Genomic DNA, 21,341 nt, shown 5'->3' on the forward strand with positions numbered 1-21,341 from the left:
GGGGATGTGATTACATCCCGTTGGTTTCTTTAACGAATAAATATCCTTTACTACGCACGGTTTTAATACGTTTAGGATTTTCAGGATCATCACCAATTTTTGGACGGATACGAGAAATACGAACATCAATTGAGCGGTCTTGACCATCATATTCAATACCACGTAGACGCTCAAAAATGTCTTCACGTGAAAGGATACGACCAGCATTAGATGCCAACAACCATAATAAGTCATATTCTGCACTTGTGAAATCTACAAGCTCACCGTTTAAGGTTACAGAACGACCACCATTATCAATCACTAAATCATCAAATTCGATACGTTGAGCAACTTCATCCTCTGGTGTTTTGTCTGTACGACGAAGCAAAGCACGAATACGCGCTAATAGAACGCGTGGCTGAACTGGTTTCGCAACATAATCGTCTGCACCCATTTCAAGACCCAATACTTGATCCATGTCTTCAGTACGAGCAGTCAACATTAAAATCGGTTGATGATAATGTGGACGAACCTCACGACAAACAGTTAGACCATCAGCACCAGGAAGCATAACATCCAGCACCACCATATCCGGTTGCTCTGCGATAATACGACGGATTGCACGATTACCGTCTGGTTCTACCCCAACTTCTAATCCATTACGAATTAAATACTCTTGCGTTAAACGCGCAAGACGCTCGTCATCTTCAACGATCAAAATCTTTGGTAACTTTTCTTCTTGGCTCATAGAATGCCCCTATATTGTTACGATATCTGCTGATTAAACTTCACAGATTTACATCGATATGTTTTGCAATATACACACGTTTACATTGTAAACAAGAGCCTGTTCACGAAACTGATACACGAGCGTAGTCTTTTGTTATCTTTTTATTAACTATTGATAAATAGATAGTTTTGCCAAGTCGATCAATATTTTCAATCAACTTTAAACTTTCAAACACAAATCAATTTGATGATATTTTAAACAAAATATTTCAAAAAAATTATTTTCGAGAAGCAATTTGCACTTTCAGAGTTATCCACAAACTTATCTATAAGCACTCTAAAAAGTCTCTGTTATGCTTAGCACCCTGTGACGCTGACTACATAACAAAATGGCTGAACATGGAAAAAGTATAGGGAAATTTGAGTGTTAAACTCAGAAAAAAAATTATCAAAATGTCAATATTGATCTACCCTGAAATTTACCGTATCTTGTGTCTTAATTTACATTAAACCACTAAGTCTTGTGTTTACCCTCAAATATCGCGATAGCTCATTTTTTGAGTTTGTATCCGATTCAAATGGTCCATAAGCATAAAAATGATGAGAATGGAGCGACGCTGAAATGAGCGCTAATACAACCCCTGGTCAACTTCAAGTGATTAAACGCACTGGTGATGTTGCCACTTTTGATGCAGATAAAATCTCTGTAGCAATTGGTAAAGCATTTTTGGCTGTTGAAGGTCAACCAAGTGCAGATTCGAGCAGAATTCACGATCGTATTACTCAGCTGACTGAGATGGTGATGAACACGTTTAAGCGTCGTTTACCTTCAGGTGGCACGATTCATATTGAAGAAATTCAAGATCAAGTTGAATTAGCTTTAATGCGCACAGGTGAACAAAAAGTGGCACGTGCATACGTGATCTATCGTGAACAACGTGCTGAAGCGCGTAAAGAGTTAGGTGCTCATCATCACCCTACTCTTCAGATCACAGGTCAAAATGGTCAGCTCCAACCATTAGATTTGAGTCGTTTACAAGCGAAGATTGAAAAAGCTAGCGAAGGCTTAGAAGGCATTGATGTTCAAGCGATCATCGATGAAACTGTAAAAAACCTATACAACGGTGTTAAAGCATCAGACATCTCTACAACGATGATGATGGCGACACGTACACGTATTGAACAAGAACCAAACTATACGTATGTCACTGCACGTTTGTTGCGTGACAACTTAGTTGCAACCGGTCTTGAGTTTCTTGGCCTATCTAAAGACACGCTTGAAAATGATGCGCTTGAAACCTTCTTGAAAAAAGGTGTTGAGCTAGAGCTTCTTTCTCCAGAATTATTAAATTTTGATCTTGTAAAATTAGCGGCTGCGATTAAACCAGAACGCTCTAATCAATTTACATATTTAGGTCTTCAAACATTATTTGATCGTTACTTCATCCACTCTGATGGCGTACGTTTCGAATTACCACAATTATTCTTCATGCGTGTTTCTATGGGCTTGTCGCTCAATGAAGACAACCGTGAAGATCGTGCAATCGAATTCTATGACTTACTTTCTAGCTTCGATTACATGGCATCTACGCCGACTCTATTTAACTCAGGTACATTACGTCCTCAGTTATCAAGCTGTTATTTAACAACGATTGATGATGACTTGTTCGATATTTATGGCGCTATGCGTGATAACGCAATGTTGTCTAAATGGGCAGGCGGTTTAGGTAATGACTGGACACCAGTTCGTGCCTTGAACTCATACATCAAAGGTACTAACGGAAAATCGCAAGGTGTTGTTCCATTCCTTAAAGTAGCGAACGATACAGCCGTTGCAGTTAACCAAGGTGGTAAGCGTAAAGGTGCGGTATGTGCATATCTTGAAACTTGGCACTTGGATATCGAAGAATTCCTAGAGCTTCGTAAGAACACGGGTGATGACCGCCGTCGTACACACGATATGAACACTGCAAACTGGGTTCCAGATTTGTTCATGCAACGTGTATTTGAAGATGCTGAATGGACACTCTTCACCCCGTCTGAAACACCAGATCTTCACGATTTAACGGGTGCTGAATTCGCAGAACGTTATGCTTACTATGAAAGCATCGCGAAAGAAACAGACATGTTGCATAAGAAAGTCCGTGCGAAAGACTTATGGCGCAAAATGTTATCAATGTTATTTGAAACAGGTCATCCTTGGATCACATTCAAAGACGTATGTAACTTACGTTCACCGCAACAACACGTAGGTGTGGTGCACTCTTCTAACTTGTGTACTGAAATTACATTGAACACAAGCAAAGATGAAATTGCGGTATGTAACTTGGGTTCAATCAACCTTGTTCAACACGTTCAAGGTGGTCAATTAGACCGTGAGAAACTTGCTCGCACGATTAAAACTGCAGTTCGTATGCTCGATAACGTCATCGACATTAACTACTATGCAGTTCCACAAGCGCGCAATTCAAACTTGAAACACCGTCCAGTGGGTATGGGTATCATGGGCTTCCAAGATGCACTATACGAAATGAAAATTGCTTACGGTTCTGATGCTGCGGTTGAGTTTGCAGATGAGTCTATGGAAGTGATTTCTTACTACGCGATTCAAACTTCAAGCGATTTGGCGGTTGAACGTGGTACGTATGAAACATTTAAAGGTTCATTGTGGGATCAAGGTATTTTACCAATTGATTCTCTTGAGCTGGTTGCAAAATCTCGCCCAGAACGTATGTTTGAAGTCGATCGCACACAACGTTTGGATTGGGACACGTTACGTGCCAAAGTCCAAAAAGATGGTATGCGTAACTCGAACGTGATGGCCATTGCACCAACTGCAACCATTTCAAATATTTGTGGTGTATCTCAATCTATTGAGCCAACATTCCAAAACTTATATGTGAAATCGAACTTGTCTGGTGAGTTCACTGTCATCAACCCTTACCTCGTTCGTGCATTAAAAGAACGTGGTCTTTGGGATTCTGTGATGGTCAATGACCTGAAACATTTCGAAGGTTCAGTACAAAAAATTGCGCGTATTCCTGAAGAGTTAAAAGCAATTTTCGCGACAGCATTTGAAGTTGAAGCACGCTGGATTGTTGATGCTGCATCACGTCGTCAAAAATGGATCGACCAAGCACAATCTCTTAACCTTTACATCTCTGGTGCAAACGGTAAGAAATTGGACATCACGTATAAGATGGCATGGTTACGTGGTCTTAAGACGACTTATTATCTTCGTGCATTGGGTGCGACATCTGCTGAGAAATCTACGATTAACACAGGTGCATTAAACGCAGTTAAACCTGCGACAGTTGCAGCAGCAGTTGCTCAAGAAGCTAAACCTGAAGCAGCAGCGTCAGAAGAAGGCTTCGAACAAGCAGCGCCAGTACCAATGGCATGTTCAATTGACAATCCTGATTGTGAGGCTTGTCAATAAGTTAACCGAATTAGGAATCAACCGAGATTTATCTCTTAATTGCGAATTAGCAATGGTTGATTCTTATGAGCGGTTAGCATAAGAATTCACTTTTGCTAATTCGTTATGAACGATTCCTTAAAAGGAATAGAACATGTCGAAAAAGCTTAAAGAATTTAAAAAGAAAGTTCGCATTGTACGCAAGGAAATTCAGATTTTTTGCTTCACATGCTTATTACCTTGCTCAGTTGCAATATTGGTTTCAATTAACCAAGCGAATGAACAAAAGATTGAAGATATTAAGCCAATTACTCAGGTAGTTGCTTGATACAAATCCCCCTACATCCCCCTTTTTCAAAGGGGGACCTCCGTGGAAGCAAAAGAATTCACGGAAAACCCCTCCTTTAATAAAGGAGGGGTTTGGGGAGGATTTAATTTTTTCTAACAAAAGGAAACCACCATGCACCATATGACCCATAACTATATGTTAGGACTAGCAGTGCTGGTGTTTGCCTTTATTTTCTTTTACACGCCGATGGTCTATGCATTTTTAGCCATTCGCAAACAACAGAAGCGTAAGCAAAATAAGTAGTGCGGAAATTCAATCTACTCAAACGAACAAATTGAGTACATTCATCGGCAAAACTTAATTTTGCTTACACAATATAAGCGTATAGTAGGATGTCTCACGTTGAGATGTCTGAATAAAAAGATATAAGCAACGTAGAGAGAATTGATATGTCTATCCTCAGTTGGGACGATTTCGAAGATGATGAACCGAAACAAACTGCACAAGCACAGCAGTCTGCGCCCATCGAACCGCAAAAAGCGCCTAATCCACAAGTGGTATCTGATGCACGCAACGAACCGACGCGTGTGGCAGCTGCACAACCCGCTCGAACCAGTTCAAACGGAACAACAAATTCAGCCGATCCGTTGGCAAGAGCATCTAACGCCTTAGAACATTTGGACGTTGCTCCAGGTCTTGAAGAGTTAGAAATGGGCGCTCAACGTGTTCAAGTTGATGATAAAGCAATGATCAACTGTCGCGCTGACTTGAACCAACTTGTACCATTTAAATATGAATGGGCTTGGCAAAAATATCTAGATGGTTGTGCAAACCACTGGATGCCACAAGAAGTTAACATGAACCACGATATCGCACTTTGGAAGTCAGAAGATGGCTTAACTGAAGATGAGCGTACCATCGTGATGCGTTCTTTAGGCTTCTTCTCTACTGCCGATTCGTTGGTTGCGAATAATTTGGTTCTTGCGATTTACCGACACATTACTAACCCAGAATGCCGTCAGTATATCTTGCGTCAATCATTTGAAGAAGCGATTCACACGCATGCTTATCAATACTGCATCGAATCTTTAGGTATGGATGAAGGCGAAGTCTTCAACATGTACCGCGAAGTTCCATCAGTTGCGCGTAAAGCTGCATGGGGCTTGAAGTACACTCAAGAATTGAGTGATCCAACATTCAAAACAGGCACCCCTGAAACAGATCAAATCTTGCTTCGCAACTTGATCGCATTCTACTGTGTTCTTGAAGGTATTTTCTTCTACTGTGGTTTCTCTCAAATCTTGTCAATGGGTCGTCGTAACAAGATGAATGGTGTTGCTGAGCAATTCCAGTACATCTTACGTGATGAGTCAATGCACTTGAACTTTGGTATCGATATGATTAACCAAATCAAGATTGAGAACCCTCATTTGTGGACTGCTGAGTTCCAAGAAGAAATCATTCAAATGATTCTTGAAGGTACGATGCTTGAAATCGAATATGCACGTGACACCATGCCACGCGGTGTATTAGGTATGAATGCTGCAATGATGGAAGAATACTTGAAGTTCATCGCAAACCGTCGTTTAGCTCAATTAGGTTTACCTGAACAATTTGCTGGTGTGAACAATCCATTCCAGTGGATGTCAGAAATGATGGACTTACGTAAAGAGAAGAACTTCTTCGAAACCCGCGTAACAGACTATCAAACTGGTGGTGCGTTAAGCTGGTAATAGATCCGTCACGCGACACATAAGTTGTCATTTGCGACACATAAAATGTCATTGCGCGACACATAAGTTGTCATTGAGAAACCGCCATTCATGGCGGTTTTTTCTTTAATCTAAATTGAATTTTGGTAACATGAGTTAATCTAATTTAACTATTTGATCACTTTTCCAGACATAAACTTGTTTATGTAAGTGTTGATTAGTTCTGAAATATTCATGTATCTCTTCATTCCCTTTATAGTTTTGTCCTCTTTCTCCCCATAAGATCCATATAAAAGTTTGTCCAGTTTCTGTCAGATATTTTTGGAAAAGATCTTTTCTCAAATATGATAAATGACCTTTCAGATTCCCAACATCGGTCTTGAATGTTCTGAAAATAGACGCGACTCCATGAATATCATATAAGTCTGGATCGCCATTATGATATTTTAAATTTAGTCTTTGACATAACTCAGGATTTGGAAAGTCAATTCCCCCTGCTTGATTCAATGAACTATGATAAGACTCCCAAGAATAAGACTGCACAGGCACTTCTATTAAGAAGCTTGATTCATCCCATTCATCAAATCTTACTCGACTACTTACATCTTGATTCAGATTTAAAAATGTATTGCCCAAAACCATTTCGCCTGCATATTTGTAATAGTTTTCAGGAATTTGTGGCAATGCATTATTACCAAGATAATCCGTATTTCTTACAAATTCACGTATTATAGATATATATTCATTTGCAACAAAAAAACCTCTCATAAATGTAAATATTTCACGATAATCTGTTTTTGAATCTTCTTGTATAAATCCGTTAAGTAAAATCCAACTATCACCTTGAGTAAACTGCTGAGTCTCCAAAAGATTAAAATAATCAGGGATTGGTCCATGTAAAATCCACTCACCAATATCATTTGGAGAATTAGTAAATATATCTGTAAGTTCTGGATTCCAAGAATTATCAATTTTAGGGAACGTTGGATCGATGCTCACATCGCTACATCTTTCATTGTCCCGCCATTCATCTAAAAGATCTCTATCAGACCGCCATCCATACATTTCGTAGAAAGCAATCCAACTATATTTTTTACCATATCTATCAATTTTTTTATCATTCTGATAGCGAGAGTTTGAGCTTGAGGATATATTTCTATCTATTTCTTGAAATTTTGCTGGAACATAACCAAGTTGTGCCATTCTTCTCAATATAGTCTTTCGTGTTTGGATGTAACCAGGATGTGAATCATCATAATTTCCCCGTTCAGGCACCAATCTACCAATAGTGTAGTTATTAAAATCCATACGTAAGGCTGATTCCTTTATAGCCTGAATTTCTTCATCACTTATATCAGGAAGACTATCGAACAGATCTGGTAAATGCTTATAAGGCTTTTGACAATAATCTAAATATTCTTGACTGACAAAATTTTGATTTACCGTTGAAGCATAATTAATAATACCTAGGAAATATTCTCTTAGAATTGTATGAGTAGTTGAGAATTTTGCATCTGGCTCAAAACAACATTCAATTATTCGTGTCGCAAAATCACAAATATTACTACTTATTTTTTCGCCATCAATAAAATCAGCACTTAAAATAGCCCCATACGCTGCAGCAAAAGTTCTTTCTGGCACATATGGATCGGTAATATCTAATGAATTAATTGCCATCTCAAAGAATGCTCTTGGATCTTTTTTAGCATATATAGAAAGTACTTTTGTTGCTTGATCTCTTAGATCTCTATGGTTAGTTGTTAATAACCATTGGACCCATATAGCTCGACCTTTTTCATTAGAACCAATTTGTATTTCAGACCATCTTTTTTCAAGGACCTCTAAGTCATTTTTAAGTTCTCTAGAATTTCTTCTTATCCATTCAGACCATGTTAAATCACGATATGTGTTTCCCATCGCTCTTAAAGCTTTGTCTAAAAAGTTTGCATCAAAGGGATGAGCATATGCTGACCGAGTTGTTTTCAGTTTTGTAAATGCTTCAAATGCAAACCTCTCTGAGGATAATAAATATTCCTGGAACTTCTCGATTGTTTCTCTATTGATAAGAGCCGCTTGCTCTTGAGTTGTTTGTAAAAGAGCTTTCTCTCTAAAAGCCCCTTCCAGTAATTGCCAAAATTGTTTTCTAGAATAATAATTAGGATATAAGCCAACTAATGAGTTAAAAACATCATAAGCCAAACTATTTGAATCTGGTTGATGATATTGAATTTTATTTATATTTTGTATAATCCAGCTATTAAAATCACCTTTCAATAAGTATTCAGCTATTTTAAAGCCAGCCATTAAATCATAAGCAAAACCTATCTCTTGATTACCATTTTGTGATCTATACTTTAATAATATACCCTCGGATTCAAGGTTTTTTATTAAGCTGCTTCCTGACCTCACGACTTCATTAGCAATACTACGAGCCTGATTAAAATCTAATGTCCTACGATTTTCTGTCCATAAAACTTCAGCAATTTTCAATAAAGTATCTTCAATATCTTCATGATATAACCTTTGATTTGACGGAGATAAATCTACAATATGATCAATTGCTTTTTCAAAATATTTCTCAAATATAGCAACTTGAGAACGGGGTAATGCTTCTACACCTACAACTATTCTTCTTTCTGAATTTGCTGATTCACAGTAAAGTCTTAATGTTAAAGGATGTGAAAGTAGTTCGATTGGTATATCTGCATCTAAAGCATCTATTTTGTAATGTTCAAAATAACAATGTATCGCTGCAATTGGATCATCTACAAACCCATTCAACTCAAAAGTTAGAATTTGTTCTGGAATACAATCTCTATAAAACTCCCCTCTTAAAGTTAACACTAGTAATATATTTGGATAGTTTTCTAGTAATACATTTGCTTTAGCTACTTCATTTCTCCAATTTCTTGGATCTTCAGATTCACTTAACCCATCAATTACAATTGGAATACGTTTACAAAGACGTTGACCTGCTGCATCTACAGCTTCAAAAAGATCCTCAAATGTATTAACAGGTCGTCCATATATCTTAAAACTTTTGACTAAATGATCTAAAGTTTCGCCTGCATTTAAATCTTTTCCTAAAAAAAGAACTCCAGCATTAATGCTATCTCTTGGTCTACATATGTCTAAAGCAAGATCTGTTTTACCATCGCCAGCCTTACCAACGATAGTAATGACCTTGGTATTTAAAGCATTCCTTACCCTTTTTATTTCTTGTGAAAAAGCATAAAAATCTGCTAACAAATTTGCTGCAAACATAGCAGTATGGCTTCTGTTAGCTCGTAATCGAGCTATCGTTTTCCTATATTTAGACCCATCACAACTTAAATCTTCAACCAAAAGCTCTTTTGCTTTTTCAAAATTTCCTACTGCCAACTCTGAAAATAAAGAATTTAAAAAATCACTCAATCTTTCCCCATCTGCTATAAAATCGGGCAAGGTTGTTTTGACATAGCTATCATCAAGATTAACTGCATCTTTGACTATTTTTAAATTATTGTTTATAGATTTTTCAAGGCTATCTAGTGAGTCCCAAGAAGAGTGTCTTCCTAAACATTTTTCAATTATCTTTTCAGCTTTAACCGTTTGGTGCACTTCCGGTTGAAACTTCTTACTATGAGTAGATGCTATGATTTGGTAATGTTGATTTAGTACTTGTTCATCAATTACCAACTCACCAAAATAAGCCTCTCGCAACGCTAATGCAGGCCCAATCAATAAACTTTCAATGTCATCACAAGTTTGAAGATGAAGTTTAAATGGATAGCTAGCTTGCAATCCGTAAAACCACTCTTGATCAACTTTAGTTAAAATATTTTTCGTCCATAGAACCCAATCGGTTAGTTCCTTCAAGGAATTTTTAGATTTTTCAATTGCATCAACAATTTGAGATCGTCTTGCTGCCCCAATATTGGTTGCTTTAGCGATCTCATACCATTTGCATTGCCATCCATACCATCTCGTTGAATCCCCCAATTCACACTCTTTATCTAACTTTAGATGGAACTCAACCCCAGCCTGATTAGCAAGCTCTTTGAAGGAACCATATTGACCATAGTGTCTTTTTATTAATGATCTACAAAGTTTTTCAAAATTAACATCAGCAGCACCAGATAAATTTTCAAATTTATTCCAATCAAGTTGAGACATTCTATTTTTCCTCAACTTGCTCAGGATTCTCAGGATAAAAATGCTTGGAGTAAACTTCTACTTTTGCACCAGCATCCACAAAAATTTTAATAAATGCAGAGATATCAATCTCTTCTGTATCAATCGTTATCTTATTTCCATCTCGTTCTAGATAATAATCAGAATTAAACTGATCTATTTCTAAAGGTGACAAATGATAAATTTTATGTTTTTTAAGAACCTCTAAAACTTCTTTAGAAAATCGATGATTTTCTGGAGGCTCACCAGATAAATAATAGCTTTCATGTTCAGAAATCTTTTGTAAACTCTTCACTAAATTTTCTACATTTTCAGCATCTTTAGCCTGAACAAATGAACCTATTAACACCAAATTCATTGAATGCTCTGAACCATAACTATTCCAAATTTTCATACTTATCCCTTACTTATCTTCTTTTAATAACTTAAGTGTATCTAAAATACTTTTGTCACCAATTTGCTGACCAATATTTGAATATGAGCTACTTTTTAATAAGCCTAGAGCATCTATATGAGCATAAGCATTAAGCCCAGTTTCCATCAAAAGTGGGTTACATATAAAATTTGACTCAAGACCGATATCACTTATAGTTAAGCGAGTTTCTCCACTATAGCCTGTTATCCAAATCTTCATTTTTTCATAAGAATCTTTTGATAAACCTTTGACATTTTGAGTGGCTTGCTGAGGTAAGAGTAGAACTTCAGATATATCAAACTTCCTTGCAATTTCCGTGACCTGATCAAGATTCTGTATTGTTGAATCATTAATTACAATATTAAAACCTAATGAACTGATTTCCCTTGCTCTTTCAATGCGCTCTATTAATTTATCAAATTTACGACCTCGAAAGCCCTCATAGGTCTGCCCCACTCCGTCAATACTGATCCTTATAAAATGTACATTTCCCTTCAAATTAGATAGTAACGTGTCTGTTAAACGATGCCCATGTGTTGTAAATGTCACCGCCAACTCTGTTTCATTTGCCGTATATTTACAAATTTCTGAAAAATGGGGATATAAAGTTGGCTCTCCTCCTCCAAATCCAATACCAAGAGTACCCAGTTGATCTAGCTCTTTGATCCACCTCTTTAATTGATCTAATTGGAGTGAAGCCTTTACTTTTGGCGCATAGCAAAATTCACAATGCAAATCACATACATTTGTGAGAGCAACAGAAACTTGCCTTGGAGCTTGTGACCACTCATTTTCAGGAGGTATAACTTCATCGATTAAAATATTTAAACCTGTGAATCTATCAAAAAAATGAATCCCATCTGGTCCTATTCTTTTTTTCATTTTAAATTTATAAAGTCATTAAGATAAAAGTATTCTAGCTTCAATTGTTAAGTTGACTAATAAATTCTATAGTTTTTTTATCTAAAGCATTAAGCCAATCTATTAATTCAATTACATCTATACGTCTTTCTAAAATTTCTACTTTAGATACATAAGACTGCGGCTTTACCAAACGACGCGCAAGCTCGACCTGAGTCACATTTTTTGACTCACGAAGTTCTATAAGTTTCTTAATAAGGTCTTGATACCTAGGGTCGTGTATTGAGCGCATGGCTCAATATCAGTTACAATTCAAAATATCCCAAAATAGGATATTTTCATTTAACCCTATCTGTTTATTGATGTTTTTATTTTGGATAATGATTGAACGATAGTTTAGGAACTCAATGTGAAGCAAAAATTTTCTGTAACTCAAATCAATAGCATTGTTAAGAAACATTTAGCAGGTGCTACTATCGAACAGGTTTGTCAGGAATATCAAATTAGTGTGGCAACATTCTATCGCTGGAAAGCAAACTATCTAGACATAAGTGAGCAAATTCTCACTCGTTTAGATAAACTAGAACAGGAAAATCTAGTTTTAAAACAAATGTATGCAGAAGAAAAACTTTCTAAACGATTAGATGTATGAATTAAGTATCATAGTAAGACTTACCATCCAAAGACTCTATACGAGTCTTTGAGGATCCAACCCTATTTTTACCATTATTCTTCTCTTCCAAATGTTGAGAAGCAACTTTTAAATCATTAGACCAATAGTTATCTCTGAAAGCTCGCCAAAAAACAACCATATCGAGCCTTATATTCGGTGCTAAAAAAACATGATTTTTAAAAGTAGAATCAATAAAGTCAAATAGGTCTGGATGTACTTTAAAATACAATGGATGCGCTGCGATCTTAGGTGTCAGCCCAAAGTATAAATTTAAAGCTAACTGCCTTAAGTCTGGTGAACACAAGTGTGTCGATTCATGTAACATCAGAATCGCAACAACTAAGCAGTCTACTTCACCTCTATTGATTAGAACTTCAATAATCTCATCGTTAAATGGTCTTCTTTTTACACCAAAATTTTCAACAGCTCTGACCAATAAAAAGTAAATTTCAGGTTTCATTAAACCAATATATTGATCAATTTTTTCATAGGTCATCCCATCTTGGACTAGAACATCCCAAAGAACATGGTTATATAAATCTCTTGATCCAGGGAATTTTTGATTTACAAAATCAATATATTCAGGTTTAGGTGAATGAAGTCCATTTTGGTATTTATCCCAACGATATAATTTTTCTAATGGTTCTATAGGTTTGTCTCTCAGAATTAGCTCGACTGAATATGTTGAAGCATCCACCGATTGTTTAATGTATTCAACCCAAACCCTTGTCTTCAGACTTTCTATCGGATGCCTAAGCTTGCGACCTCTTTTTTTTGGTTCAGTCATTATTATCTCTGTCAACACTGCAAGAAATTCAGCTATTTCGTGCAGTGTTGTAACACATATATGAGGGGCTAATATAGTGACAGTGCGCTACTAAGAATTATCAACATGCGAATTGAAAATCAAAGAGACGAAAAAGTTATTGAATTAAAAGAAAGATATGGAGAATTGATAGGAGGTTACGATTTAGCAAAATTAATGGGCTATAGATCAACTGCTTCATTTAGGCAAGCACTTTCTAGAAATCAAATATCAATACCTATTTTCTCAATTGAGAATCGTAAAGGAAAATTTGCCTACACAAGCGATGTAGCTAAGTGGCTTAAAGATTTAAATCATAAGGAAAAAATATGAAAATTATATAATTGCAATAAAAAACGGACCCTAAAAGGATCCGTTGGTGGCTCTATACAAAAAGTACAAAGACGTGGTAATCAAAGTATCTTCCGTATTCAGTCACCAGTCAAGCCTTGTAGCTTAATTTTAAGCAACAAGTAATTTCACTCACCCTAAATTTAGGGTGCTCCGAAATACTGGATACACATTTATGTACCTTAACCTAAACTATGAGCAGACAAAATCTGAACATTATATTTTCGAACAAATAAAAACGGCCTTTGCAACTGAGCCAAATATTGCAGCAACCATTCATGGACAACGTAAAATTTTCCAAGGCTGCTATGGACGTAGAACTGCCCTATTCCCAAGTAAAAAATGCAGTGGTGCTATTCCTACAGAAAGTCGCCTAGAGCTAGCTCATGCTATCTGCCTAGAAAGAAACCCCTGTGTAATCAACTATAGATCCCAAGCTTTAAAAATCAAACTCTCCCATGAACAATACTCCTATCCAGATTTTCTAATTCAAACGAGTGATGGTTGCTATGAAGTTCATGAGGTAAAACCATCAATAGCATCATTAGCTTTAGATGAATATGTCCGTTTTGATCGTCTTGCGACATTACTCACTTCAGTTGGAATTACATTCAAACTCATCGATCAAACTGAACTTCCTACAGAAAAACATCTTCAGCAACTTCTTTACTGGTATCAAAGAGGGCATCGTTTTGATTGGAGCAAATTTGAAATTGAATACGCTTTAGACCATTTAAAAACTAAGCAACCTTCAAGTCCAATTCAAGTCTACAAAGAACTTCAATCTATCGGTTTTAAACAAGAACTAGGGGATTACCTTTTTTTCCACAATAAATTTACAGAATTTCCCCCTAAATATAATCATCAAGGAATATTTTAATATGGAAACTCCTCTTTTTATCCCTCAATCAGGATATCGCTTTTATTTTGCAGAGCATCCAGATTATATTTTTGAAATAGCATCAATTGCATTAAACACAATTCGTTATGCCGCAATAATAGGAGGAAAAATATGCACCCTGGATCTAAATGAATTTGAAAATCGCTATAAATCTGGTGAAATCATTTGTAGTTTTGCACCTGAGAAGCTTGTTCTAAATCCTCAATGTAGTCAGGATATCCATAGAAAGGAACGTTATGTTTTATCTGCACTTCAGCAGTTAGAATACCCTACAAGCCTTAACCAACTCTCACCATTTATTCAAGAAATTGCGACTTTGATAGATGATAAATCTCCTCCTTCGCCTAGAACAGTTGCAAGATGGATTTTTAAATACAAAAGTTATTCTCATAATAAACTTTTTCTAAAAAACGAACGTAAGGGTAATAACTCATTACGTTTTAGCCCTGAAATTTATCAGATTATCAATCAAACCATAGAGGAAGTTTATCTAAAGCCCGAATTTCGAACGAGTAAAGATGTTCATGCAACCATGTTAGGTAAATTAGTAGAAAAAGGAATTTCTTTAGATCAATTACCTAGCCGCAGATGCATACAAAGGTATATTAAAAAGCTTGACCCATATCTAATCGTAAAAGCTAAGAATGGAAATCGAACTGCAAAAAAAACTTTTCAAGCTTCAGGTAGAGGTCTTCTCAGTCCTTTTGCTTTATATATGGTTGAAATTGATACGCACTATCTTGATGTTATTGTGATAGATCCAAAAACAAATGTCGCTCTTGGTCGCCCTTTTTTAGCTTGTGCAATTGATACACATACTCGGGCAATTGTAGGCACTTATATAAGTATGTATCCACCGAGTGCAACAACAACGCTAGCAGTCATCAAAGATATGATCACTCGACCGAATCAAAATTTACCAGGCGGTATTCCGAGCATTATCATTCCAGATAACGGAGTGGAATTTAAAAATAATTCCCTGGCAAGAGTCTGTGATCAGTTAAAAATTACTTTAACACCTTCTCAAATTGGTACTCCAAACAACAAGCCTCATATTGAAAGGTTTTTTAGCACCCTTACTCACGGCATTATTCAAAAACTGCCTGGAACAACTTTTTCAAATCCATCAACTAGAGGAAGCTACAATTCCACAAAAAACGTTCAATTTACGATAGAGCAACTTCAAAAATATATCGATATGTGGATCAGTGATGTCTATCATTGCTCAATTCATAGTATGACTGGTCGCTCACCATCTGTTATGTGGCAAGATGCTATTACCGATATTAAACCGAGCGATATTTCTGAAGTTGATGCGAAAATTTTATGTCGAAGACCAATCGAACGTACAATCCATCAGGGCCAAGTTAAAGTTGATGGCTTAAGTTATTTTTCTCATGCCTTAACTACTTTACAAATAAAAGGCATTAAGAAAGTCACCGTACTCATTGATGATCTTGACTTAAATGAAGTTTATATCGTTGATCCAAATGATATGAATACCGTAATACAAGCGAATTCTACCAACCAAGACTACACTTCTGGATTATCAAGGACAATTCATCTAGAGGCTCAAAAAAGAAAAAAACAGCTGTCTGAACAAGATCAACAAAAATTAGGAAAGTTTTCAGACTTATTTGGCCTCTACAAACTTTTACATGAAATTCAATCAGATTTAATTAGGAACAGACCAAAGTTAAAACCAATAAAACTTGAGCTTCCCCTCATACTTCAAAATATCGAAAAGAATTTATCACCTATCGTAGAGATTCACGAGAAACCGAATATTGAAGCCTCTTGTGATAACAAAAAGAATAATTTGAGTTTTGGATCATTTGAGGTGATGAAAAATGGAAAAATTTGATAAATATTTTGAACAAATTAACTCGATCAATAACATCGTAGTCACTTCAGATGAGTTTATGACAGCCTTTCAAGGAATACAAAATTGTGTAAAGAGAAGCATAGCCTATAAAGAGCCTATAGGAAGCATGCTTCTTGCGAAGGGAGGTTTAGGGAAAACGACTTTGTGTAAAACAATAGTCAGCCAAATGCCTAAATCTACTAAAATTGAAGAAGATCATAAAAAAACAATTATTCCAGCATTTTATGTTGAAGTTCCTTCTCCAGCCACTGTTAAATCACTCGCAATCACAATGCTGCAAGAACTAGGTGATCCAACTTATAACAGTGGTACAACATCCTACTTGACTGACAGATTAAGTTATTTACTCAGTATGTGTGAAACTAAGCTCGTATTTCTAGACGAATTTCATCATTTATTCGAGCGTAAACAATCATATACACGAATGAACGTAACCATAGGAAATTGGCTAAAAACACTTGTTAACCGAACAGGCATCAGTTTTTGCTTAGTCGGTCTTCCAGAATTTGCAGAAATATTACAAGTCGATAGCCAAATTGCCCGAAGATTTCCATTTATCTATACATTAAATCCTCTTTACATCGAATCCTCTCAAGGACATGGCACAATTTACGCATTTTTAAGTGAAATTTCTCGTAAAATGGCACAAAAAAATATTTCATTTTCACCACCTCTCGACAATCCACTCATGGGTATGCAAATTTACACGGCTACTAAAGGTTATCACTCTTATATTATTGGTTTAATTAGAGAAAGTATCGTTAATGCATTAAATGAAGGTCGAACCATCGTCAATAACCATGATTTTAGTGAGGCATGGAAACTTGGAATTACTGACTATATTTCTAAACTCAACACTGACCCTTTTAAAATGTCATTATCACAATTGACCACTCACGCAAGAAGTCAAATATGAATACAAACAAACGACTTCTTATTGAAGCAACACCTTATCCTGATGAATCAGCTACGAGTTACTTAATAAGAACTGTTAAATTAAATGGTCACACATCAGTCTATCAATTATTTGGCAAAGAAAAATTTAGTTTTTTGACTAAATTAGCACCTAATTACACTTTTTTAGACCAAAAACGCTTTAAATATGTATTAGAAAACTTAAGCCTTAACCCTGATTATATTACCCTCGCCTTTGATCGAAATAAATTAACCAGTAGATCACCCAGAATTTATAGGAATGTGATCATCGATCTTCGTTTGTTCAAAACTAAAGGCCATTCATATTGTCCACAATGCTTAAAGGAACAACCATACTTCAGAAAACTCTGGCTTTTAAGACCTGTATACTCTTGCCCTATACATTCCATTTTACTCTTAGACAGCTGTTACATGTGCGGTTATAAGATCAGCTTACAATCAGGCTCTATTGTAAAATGTTCAAAATGCTTAGCAGACTTAAGAGAGGCTCAACAAATTCACTATTCGGAAAATTTTTTAATTCATTGGTTTATCTATATTTTAAATCAAAATTCAAATGAGCTATTTCAAGAATTTACATCTTTTTGGTTTGCATTAGAAAAATTTGCAGCATTAGATGAACCACGCTCAGATAAAGATTACTTAAGAATAGTCTACGAATATTTCGTAGATACTCCCCATTCAATAATCACCATGAGTAATTGGATTAACAATAGAATTCAATTAGCTCATCCAAGAGTTCAACTATTACCATTTTACAAAGAAGATAAAACTGTTAGGTTTAAAGAGAATTATCTCTCAAATATTGAGAATAATTGTATTTCTTATCGACATAATACTAAAAGTAAAAATATCCACTTAACACTCGAAGAGTCAAGGCTTTTACTTGGAATTGGACGACTAAAACTAACAAACCTCCTAGCTTCTAACCGACTAGAATTCGTAGAGAATAATGATGGTAAACAACTTTTATCAAGCACTGATATCGAGATGTTTTTAACCGGAGAAAAGAGTTTAGAAATAGTAAATCGCCCCATTTCTACTTCCAACATGCAAAATGGATTACTTACAGTAGAGATAAAATTGGCAGCTGAAATACTGAATACAAATTCAGATACGATAAGAAAGTTAGCAAAATCCCATTGGCTCAATTATGATGAAAAAAAGAGCAATTTTCCGCTACAAATTCCTTTACATAAACTAGAAAGTTTTCATAAAAAATATGTAATCGCCTCTACTCTTGCAAAAACATTGAATGTTAATCGAGGAAATTTTGTAGAAAAAATGATAAGTATTGGAATCAAACCTATTAGTGGCCCTCATATTGATAAACTACCTGTAAATATTTTTTTTAGGGATTCTATTAAATATATTACTAAAGAACACATAGACCAGGTAAAAGAATACTCGACAAAAACTGGTCGAAAAAGAACAAATTTTAAAAGAAAAATGAATGATGATTCTTATTCACTGAATGAAGCATCAGTAATCTTAAAAATTAGTCCCAACCAAGTCATTACGTTAACACACTTAAAGATTTTAGAGCGGGAGAACGAGTTTTTAACCCCTATTAAAATTAAACGTATTTCTCTGGATAAACTAAAAAACATAATCGAAAGTGAAGACTATATTTCGACTAAGGATGCTTCAGAAAAGCTCAATTGTAGAATGAACTGGTTCAGTCAATATTGGTGTAAAACAGGCTTTTTAGACATTAAGGATTTAACTTATTGGAAACTTGTAAAGAAGAGTCAACTAGATGAAATCATTAAATTAAAAGAAGAGTATTTAACAGGAGCTGAAGCTAGCTCAATGTTGGGAATGCGCCATTCACATATTACAAATCTACAAACACAAGGGCTTATAACACCTTACTATTTTGGTAAAAATGATGAAAAGATTAGGCTTTTTAAGAAATCTGATGTCTTAATATTAAAAGCATAATATTATTTACAACTAGGAAAAAATTTATTAAAAATTGAACAATTAATTTTCAATTTAATTTTATTAAAATCTTGCTAAATTATTGGTTTTGAAAACTTAAAAAAATCATAAAAAAGTGCGATTACTCAAGCTTTCCTACAAAAAGCTCATATCCATTTTCTTGTTCTTTTAATGTCGAATATACGCCATTTTCATGTAATTTAAGCTTAACGTTTTTATCCATTTTTTCAAAATTCTTTAAATATGATGGCATGTATTGATAATCTGTTTGATAAGCAATAGCTCGAACATATTGAGGGGCATTTTGACGATAGTAAGACATAATTTTATCATGACTAGATGCAAATAAATAAATTGTGATCAGAGCACCAACGAAATGAAATATAGAAAAACTTTCAAAAAATTTTGGTTTAAAAAATATTGATAAAACAGCATAAATAATCATAAAAATAAAAAATGTTGCCACTCCAAGCCCTGTAGAAATAAATAAAAAAGCTGGCAGGTAACATAAAAAAGTAAAAAAGCTTACAGTATAATTAAAGTCAGATGAAGGTAATCCTAATCCGTAACTAACAACTTTGCTTGAGTATACAGTAGCTAACCACAACACTCCCAAATGAAAAAACAACCAGAAAAATTTAAAATATTTTAATTTTATGTATTTCTTTGAATTGGCATAAATCCAAATAATAAATCCAATTTCAAATAAGATCATTGAGATATAGGTCATTCCAAAAAAAATATTTGGTTTTTCCTGGCCTACAATAACTAACGCTGTTAAAAAAATAATTATCGCTACTATATAGATTTTAATTGATAAATCTTGCTGCTTGAAGTGAAGCCAAAACTTTAGAATCATTTTCTTCTTTTACCTTACGAGAATGACATTTTATAGATTGTCAGACGAACATTTAACATTGTTCAACACACAAGTTGTAAGTGAAAAATTTATTTTGCATATTGCTTTGCTTTTGCGACACATACCACTACTTGTAACCAAAACACCTTCAGCAATCATATATCCTAAAGGAAAATATTGGGAACGCTATGATGAGAATTGGAAATGCCCTGGTTGTTTTAGGAAGAAATATGAATGTGTAAGACCTTCAAATAAAAGTAAATGGGTTCTCGAAATAAAAAGTGCACCATTTTTTGATGAGATTTTAGATGTAAATAATCAAGCTGAGCCAATGTGCATAGATTGTATGAATACAGTAATAGAACTAGGTCGGGAAGTAATTAAACAAACTGGAGAATATTTTGACTTCCCTAGTTCTGCTGTCAGTCTAGAGAAGTTAAGACAAGTTGTAATCCCTAGACCTCATTCAAAACATTTGTTTAGAATTGAAATTATTAATCAAATTATTCCAAGTATGACAAACAGGTTTAAGGAATTTTTAGAACAAAGTAAAATTAAATAACTACCTGATTATCATATTCTAGATATATAACCCTGATCCTCTTATTCCTTAACTTTAAAACTAAGACAGTTTTTAGGCATTTCAACTTACATAAGAGATCTATATTACTTGAACAGTAACTTTGTTGAAATTTCTTTGAATTCTAAGGTTATATTTTGTTTATTCGGGATATGCCCATAAAAATATTCATCTTTTTTCTGAAAAAATAAATCAAAGCTTTGACTCATCATTGAGTCAACTTGGCTCTGCTTTTGATAGATAGGTGCAATACGGTTAATGTAGTAATTCATCCAGTCAGTTTGATTCGTAAAAGATGCATAGTCTTTTAGGTCAGCATAAAGGTTTTGTAGGTCTTCAGAAATGGCTTCAATATTTGGGTGAAACAACCAAACCGTGATATTCATTGGCTTTATTGCTGTAAGCTCATAAGGCTCCAATGGAGAAAAACGTTGAATGGTATAAAGTTGTGCACCATATTCACTGTAACTTGAACAAAGTAATTTTGTGTTTTCGACCTGAAAGTAGCCTCTACCTAATTCTAGTTCTCTGATTTGCCGTGATATTTCTAAACATTGAGGAAGCTTATTCATGTCTGATTGAGTAAGTTTCTTAAATAACTCAATGGCTCGACTAATCACATAGTTTTCGCCCGTTCCAGTGATAATCCCTTTATCCCATGATTGAGTTTTAGCAATTTTTTTAGTATCAAATTGAGCTTCGCCTGTCTCTTTTAAAATAATTTTCTTATTGTCTGTAGTGACAATAATGCTATCATTTAACTGAATTGCTATGATAAATGTCATACTTTTAGAAAAATTAGTGAATTAACAACATTTATATTATGCCAAA

At 35.0% G+C, this 21,341-nt stretch carries 19 protein-coding genes; 11 read left to right on the plus strand and 8 right to left on the minus strand.

Annotated features, from left to right (window positions below):
* Nucleotides 1-10: 10 nt before the first annotated feature.
* Entirely contained in the window at nucleotides 11-727 is a 717-nt protein-coding gene (gene bfmR, locus AC1M9P_RS08370; protein WP_035267251.1) for a response regulator transcription factor BfmR, read from the minus strand.
* A gap of 603 nt (nucleotides 728-1,330) precedes the next feature.
* Between bfmR and AC1M9P_RS08375 the strand changes: the two genes are divergently transcribed.
* The 4 genes from AC1M9P_RS08375 to AC1M9P_RS08390 all read left to right on the plus strand — a co-directional run bounded on the left by AC1M9P_RS08375 (nucleotide 1,331) and on the right by AC1M9P_RS08390 (nucleotide 6,148).
* Nucleotides 1,331-4,147, plus strand: a complete 2,817-nt coding sequence (locus AC1M9P_RS08375) for a ribonucleoside-diphosphate reductase subunit alpha (RefSeq protein ID WP_481587300.1) — start codon at nucleotides 1,331-1,333, stop codon at nucleotides 4,145-4,147.
* 133 nt (nucleotides 4,148-4,280) lie between these two features.
* Nucleotides 4,281-4,454 (plus strand): hypothetical protein, encoded by a 174-nt coding sequence (locus tag AC1M9P_RS08380; RefSeq protein WP_481587301.1) that lies wholly within the window; start codon nucleotides 4,281-4,283, stop codon nucleotides 4,452-4,454.
* 132 nt (nucleotides 4,455-4,586) lie between these two features.
* Nucleotides 4,587-4,718 carry a preprotein translocase subunit YajC gene (locus tag AC1M9P_RS08385; RefSeq protein ID WP_481587302.1) on the plus strand — a complete coding sequence of 44 codons (132 nt, stop codon included), beginning with the start codon at nucleotides 4,587-4,589 and terminating at the stop codon, nucleotides 4,716-4,718.
* A 146-nt stretch (nucleotides 4,719-4,864) separates the two neighbouring features.
* Nucleotides 4,865-6,148 (plus strand): ribonucleotide-diphosphate reductase subunit beta, encoded by a 1,284-nt coding sequence (locus AC1M9P_RS08390; protein WP_035267248.1) that lies wholly within the window; start codon nucleotides 4,865-4,867, stop codon nucleotides 6,146-6,148.
* 135 nt (nucleotides 6,149-6,283) lie between these two features.
* Here the strand turns inward: AC1M9P_RS08390 and AC1M9P_RS08395 are convergent, their stop codons facing one another.
* Genes AC1M9P_RS08395 through AC1M9P_RS08410 form a run of 4 tightly spaced genes read right to left on the minus strand, consistent with a single transcriptional unit; the run spans nucleotide 6,284 to nucleotide 11,868 of the window.
* On the minus strand, nucleotides 6,284-10,282 hold the full coding sequence (locus AC1M9P_RS08395; RefSeq protein WP_481587303.1) for an NACHT domain-containing protein: 3,999 nt from the start codon (nucleotides 10,280-10,282) through the stop codon (nucleotides 6,284-6,286).
* 1 nt (nucleotide 10,283) lies between these two features.
* Nucleotides 10,284-10,694, minus strand: coding sequence for a DUF6375 family protein (locus AC1M9P_RS08400; RefSeq protein WP_481587304.1), 411 nt, complete (start codon nucleotides 10,692-10,694; stop codon nucleotides 10,284-10,286).
* A gap of 9 nt (nucleotides 10,695-10,703) precedes the next feature.
* Nucleotides 10,704-11,597 (minus strand): radical SAM protein, encoded by an 894-nt coding sequence (locus AC1M9P_RS08405; protein ID WP_481587305.1) that lies wholly within the window; start codon nucleotides 11,595-11,597, stop codon nucleotides 10,704-10,706.
* 40 nt (nucleotides 11,598-11,637) lie between these two features.
* The gene (locus AC1M9P_RS08410) at nucleotides 11,638-11,868 is read right to left on the minus strand and encodes a helix-turn-helix domain-containing protein (protein WP_004638035.1); all 231 of its coding nucleotides are present in this window, start codon (nucleotides 11,866-11,868) and stop codon (nucleotides 11,638-11,640) included.
* A 117-nt stretch (nucleotides 11,869-11,985) separates the two neighbouring features.
* On the opposite strand from AC1M9P_RS08410, the gene AC1M9P_RS08415 reads away from it, so the two are divergent.
* The gene (locus AC1M9P_RS08415; protein WP_481587306.1) at nucleotides 11,986-12,228 is read left to right on the plus strand and encodes a transposase; all 243 of its coding nucleotides are present in this window, start codon (nucleotides 11,986-11,988) and stop codon (nucleotides 12,226-12,228) included.
* 1 nt (nucleotide 12,229) lies between these two features.
* Here the strand turns inward: AC1M9P_RS08415 and AC1M9P_RS08420 are convergent, their stop codons facing one another.
* On the minus strand, nucleotides 12,230-13,036 hold the full coding sequence (locus AC1M9P_RS08420; protein WP_481587307.1) for a hypothetical protein: 807 nt from the start codon (nucleotides 13,034-13,036) through the stop codon (nucleotides 12,230-12,232).
* 105 nt (nucleotides 13,037-13,141) lie between these two features.
* Between AC1M9P_RS08420 and AC1M9P_RS08425 the strand changes: the two genes are divergently transcribed.
* From AC1M9P_RS08425 to AC1M9P_RS08445, 5 genes are all read left to right on the plus strand, one after another.
* The gene (locus AC1M9P_RS08425) at nucleotides 13,142-13,387 is read left to right on the plus strand and encodes a hypothetical protein (RefSeq protein WP_481587308.1); all 246 of its coding nucleotides are present in this window, start codon (nucleotides 13,142-13,144) and stop codon (nucleotides 13,385-13,387) included.
* A gap of 193 nt (nucleotides 13,388-13,580) precedes the next feature.
* Nucleotides 13,581-14,285: a PDDEXK family nuclease gene (locus AC1M9P_RS08430; RefSeq protein WP_481587309.1), complete on the plus strand. Its 705-nt coding sequence runs from the start codon at nucleotides 13,581-13,583 to the stop codon at nucleotides 14,283-14,285.
* 1 nt (nucleotide 14,286) lies between these two features.
* The gene (locus AC1M9P_RS08435) at nucleotides 14,287-16,170 is read left to right on the plus strand and encodes a Mu transposase C-terminal domain-containing protein (protein WP_481587310.1); all 1,884 of its coding nucleotides are present in this window, start codon (nucleotides 14,287-14,289) and stop codon (nucleotides 16,168-16,170) included.
* Nucleotides 16,157-17,107, plus strand: coding sequence for a TniB family NTP-binding protein (locus tag AC1M9P_RS08440; protein ID WP_481587311.1), 951 nt, complete (start codon nucleotides 16,157-16,159; stop codon nucleotides 17,105-17,107). Before AC1M9P_RS08435 ends, AC1M9P_RS08440 begins: the two co-directional genes overlap by 14 nt.
* Nucleotides 17,104-19,071, plus strand: a complete 1,968-nt coding sequence (locus tag AC1M9P_RS08445) for a TniQ family protein (RefSeq protein ID WP_481587312.1) — start codon at nucleotides 17,104-17,106, stop codon at nucleotides 19,069-19,071. Before AC1M9P_RS08440 ends, AC1M9P_RS08445 begins: the two co-directional genes overlap by 4 nt.
* A gap of 121 nt (nucleotides 19,072-19,192) precedes the next feature.
* On the opposite strand, the gene AC1M9P_RS08450 is transcribed toward AC1M9P_RS08445, so the two are convergent.
* Nucleotides 19,193-19,930 carry a hypothetical protein gene (locus AC1M9P_RS08450; protein WP_481587313.1) on the minus strand — a complete coding sequence of 246 codons (738 nt, stop codon included), beginning with the start codon at nucleotides 19,928-19,930 and terminating at the stop codon, nucleotides 19,193-19,195.
* 37 nt (nucleotides 19,931-19,967) lie between these two features.
* On the opposite strand from AC1M9P_RS08450, the gene AC1M9P_RS08455 reads away from it, so the two are divergent.
* A complete protein-coding gene (locus AC1M9P_RS08455) occupies nucleotides 19,968-20,492 on the plus strand; it encodes a hypothetical protein (protein ID WP_481587314.1) in 525 nt (174 codons plus the stop codon).
* 104 nt (nucleotides 20,493-20,596) lie between these two features.
* Here the strand turns inward: AC1M9P_RS08455 and AC1M9P_RS08460 are convergent, their stop codons facing one another.
* A complete protein-coding gene (locus AC1M9P_RS08460) occupies nucleotides 20,597-21,295 on the minus strand; it encodes a hypothetical protein (protein ID WP_481587315.1) in 699 nt (232 codons plus the stop codon).
* Nucleotides 21,296-21,341 lie beyond the last annotated feature (46 nt).

The organism is Acinetobacter sp. 25-47-122, assembly GCF_056779695.1.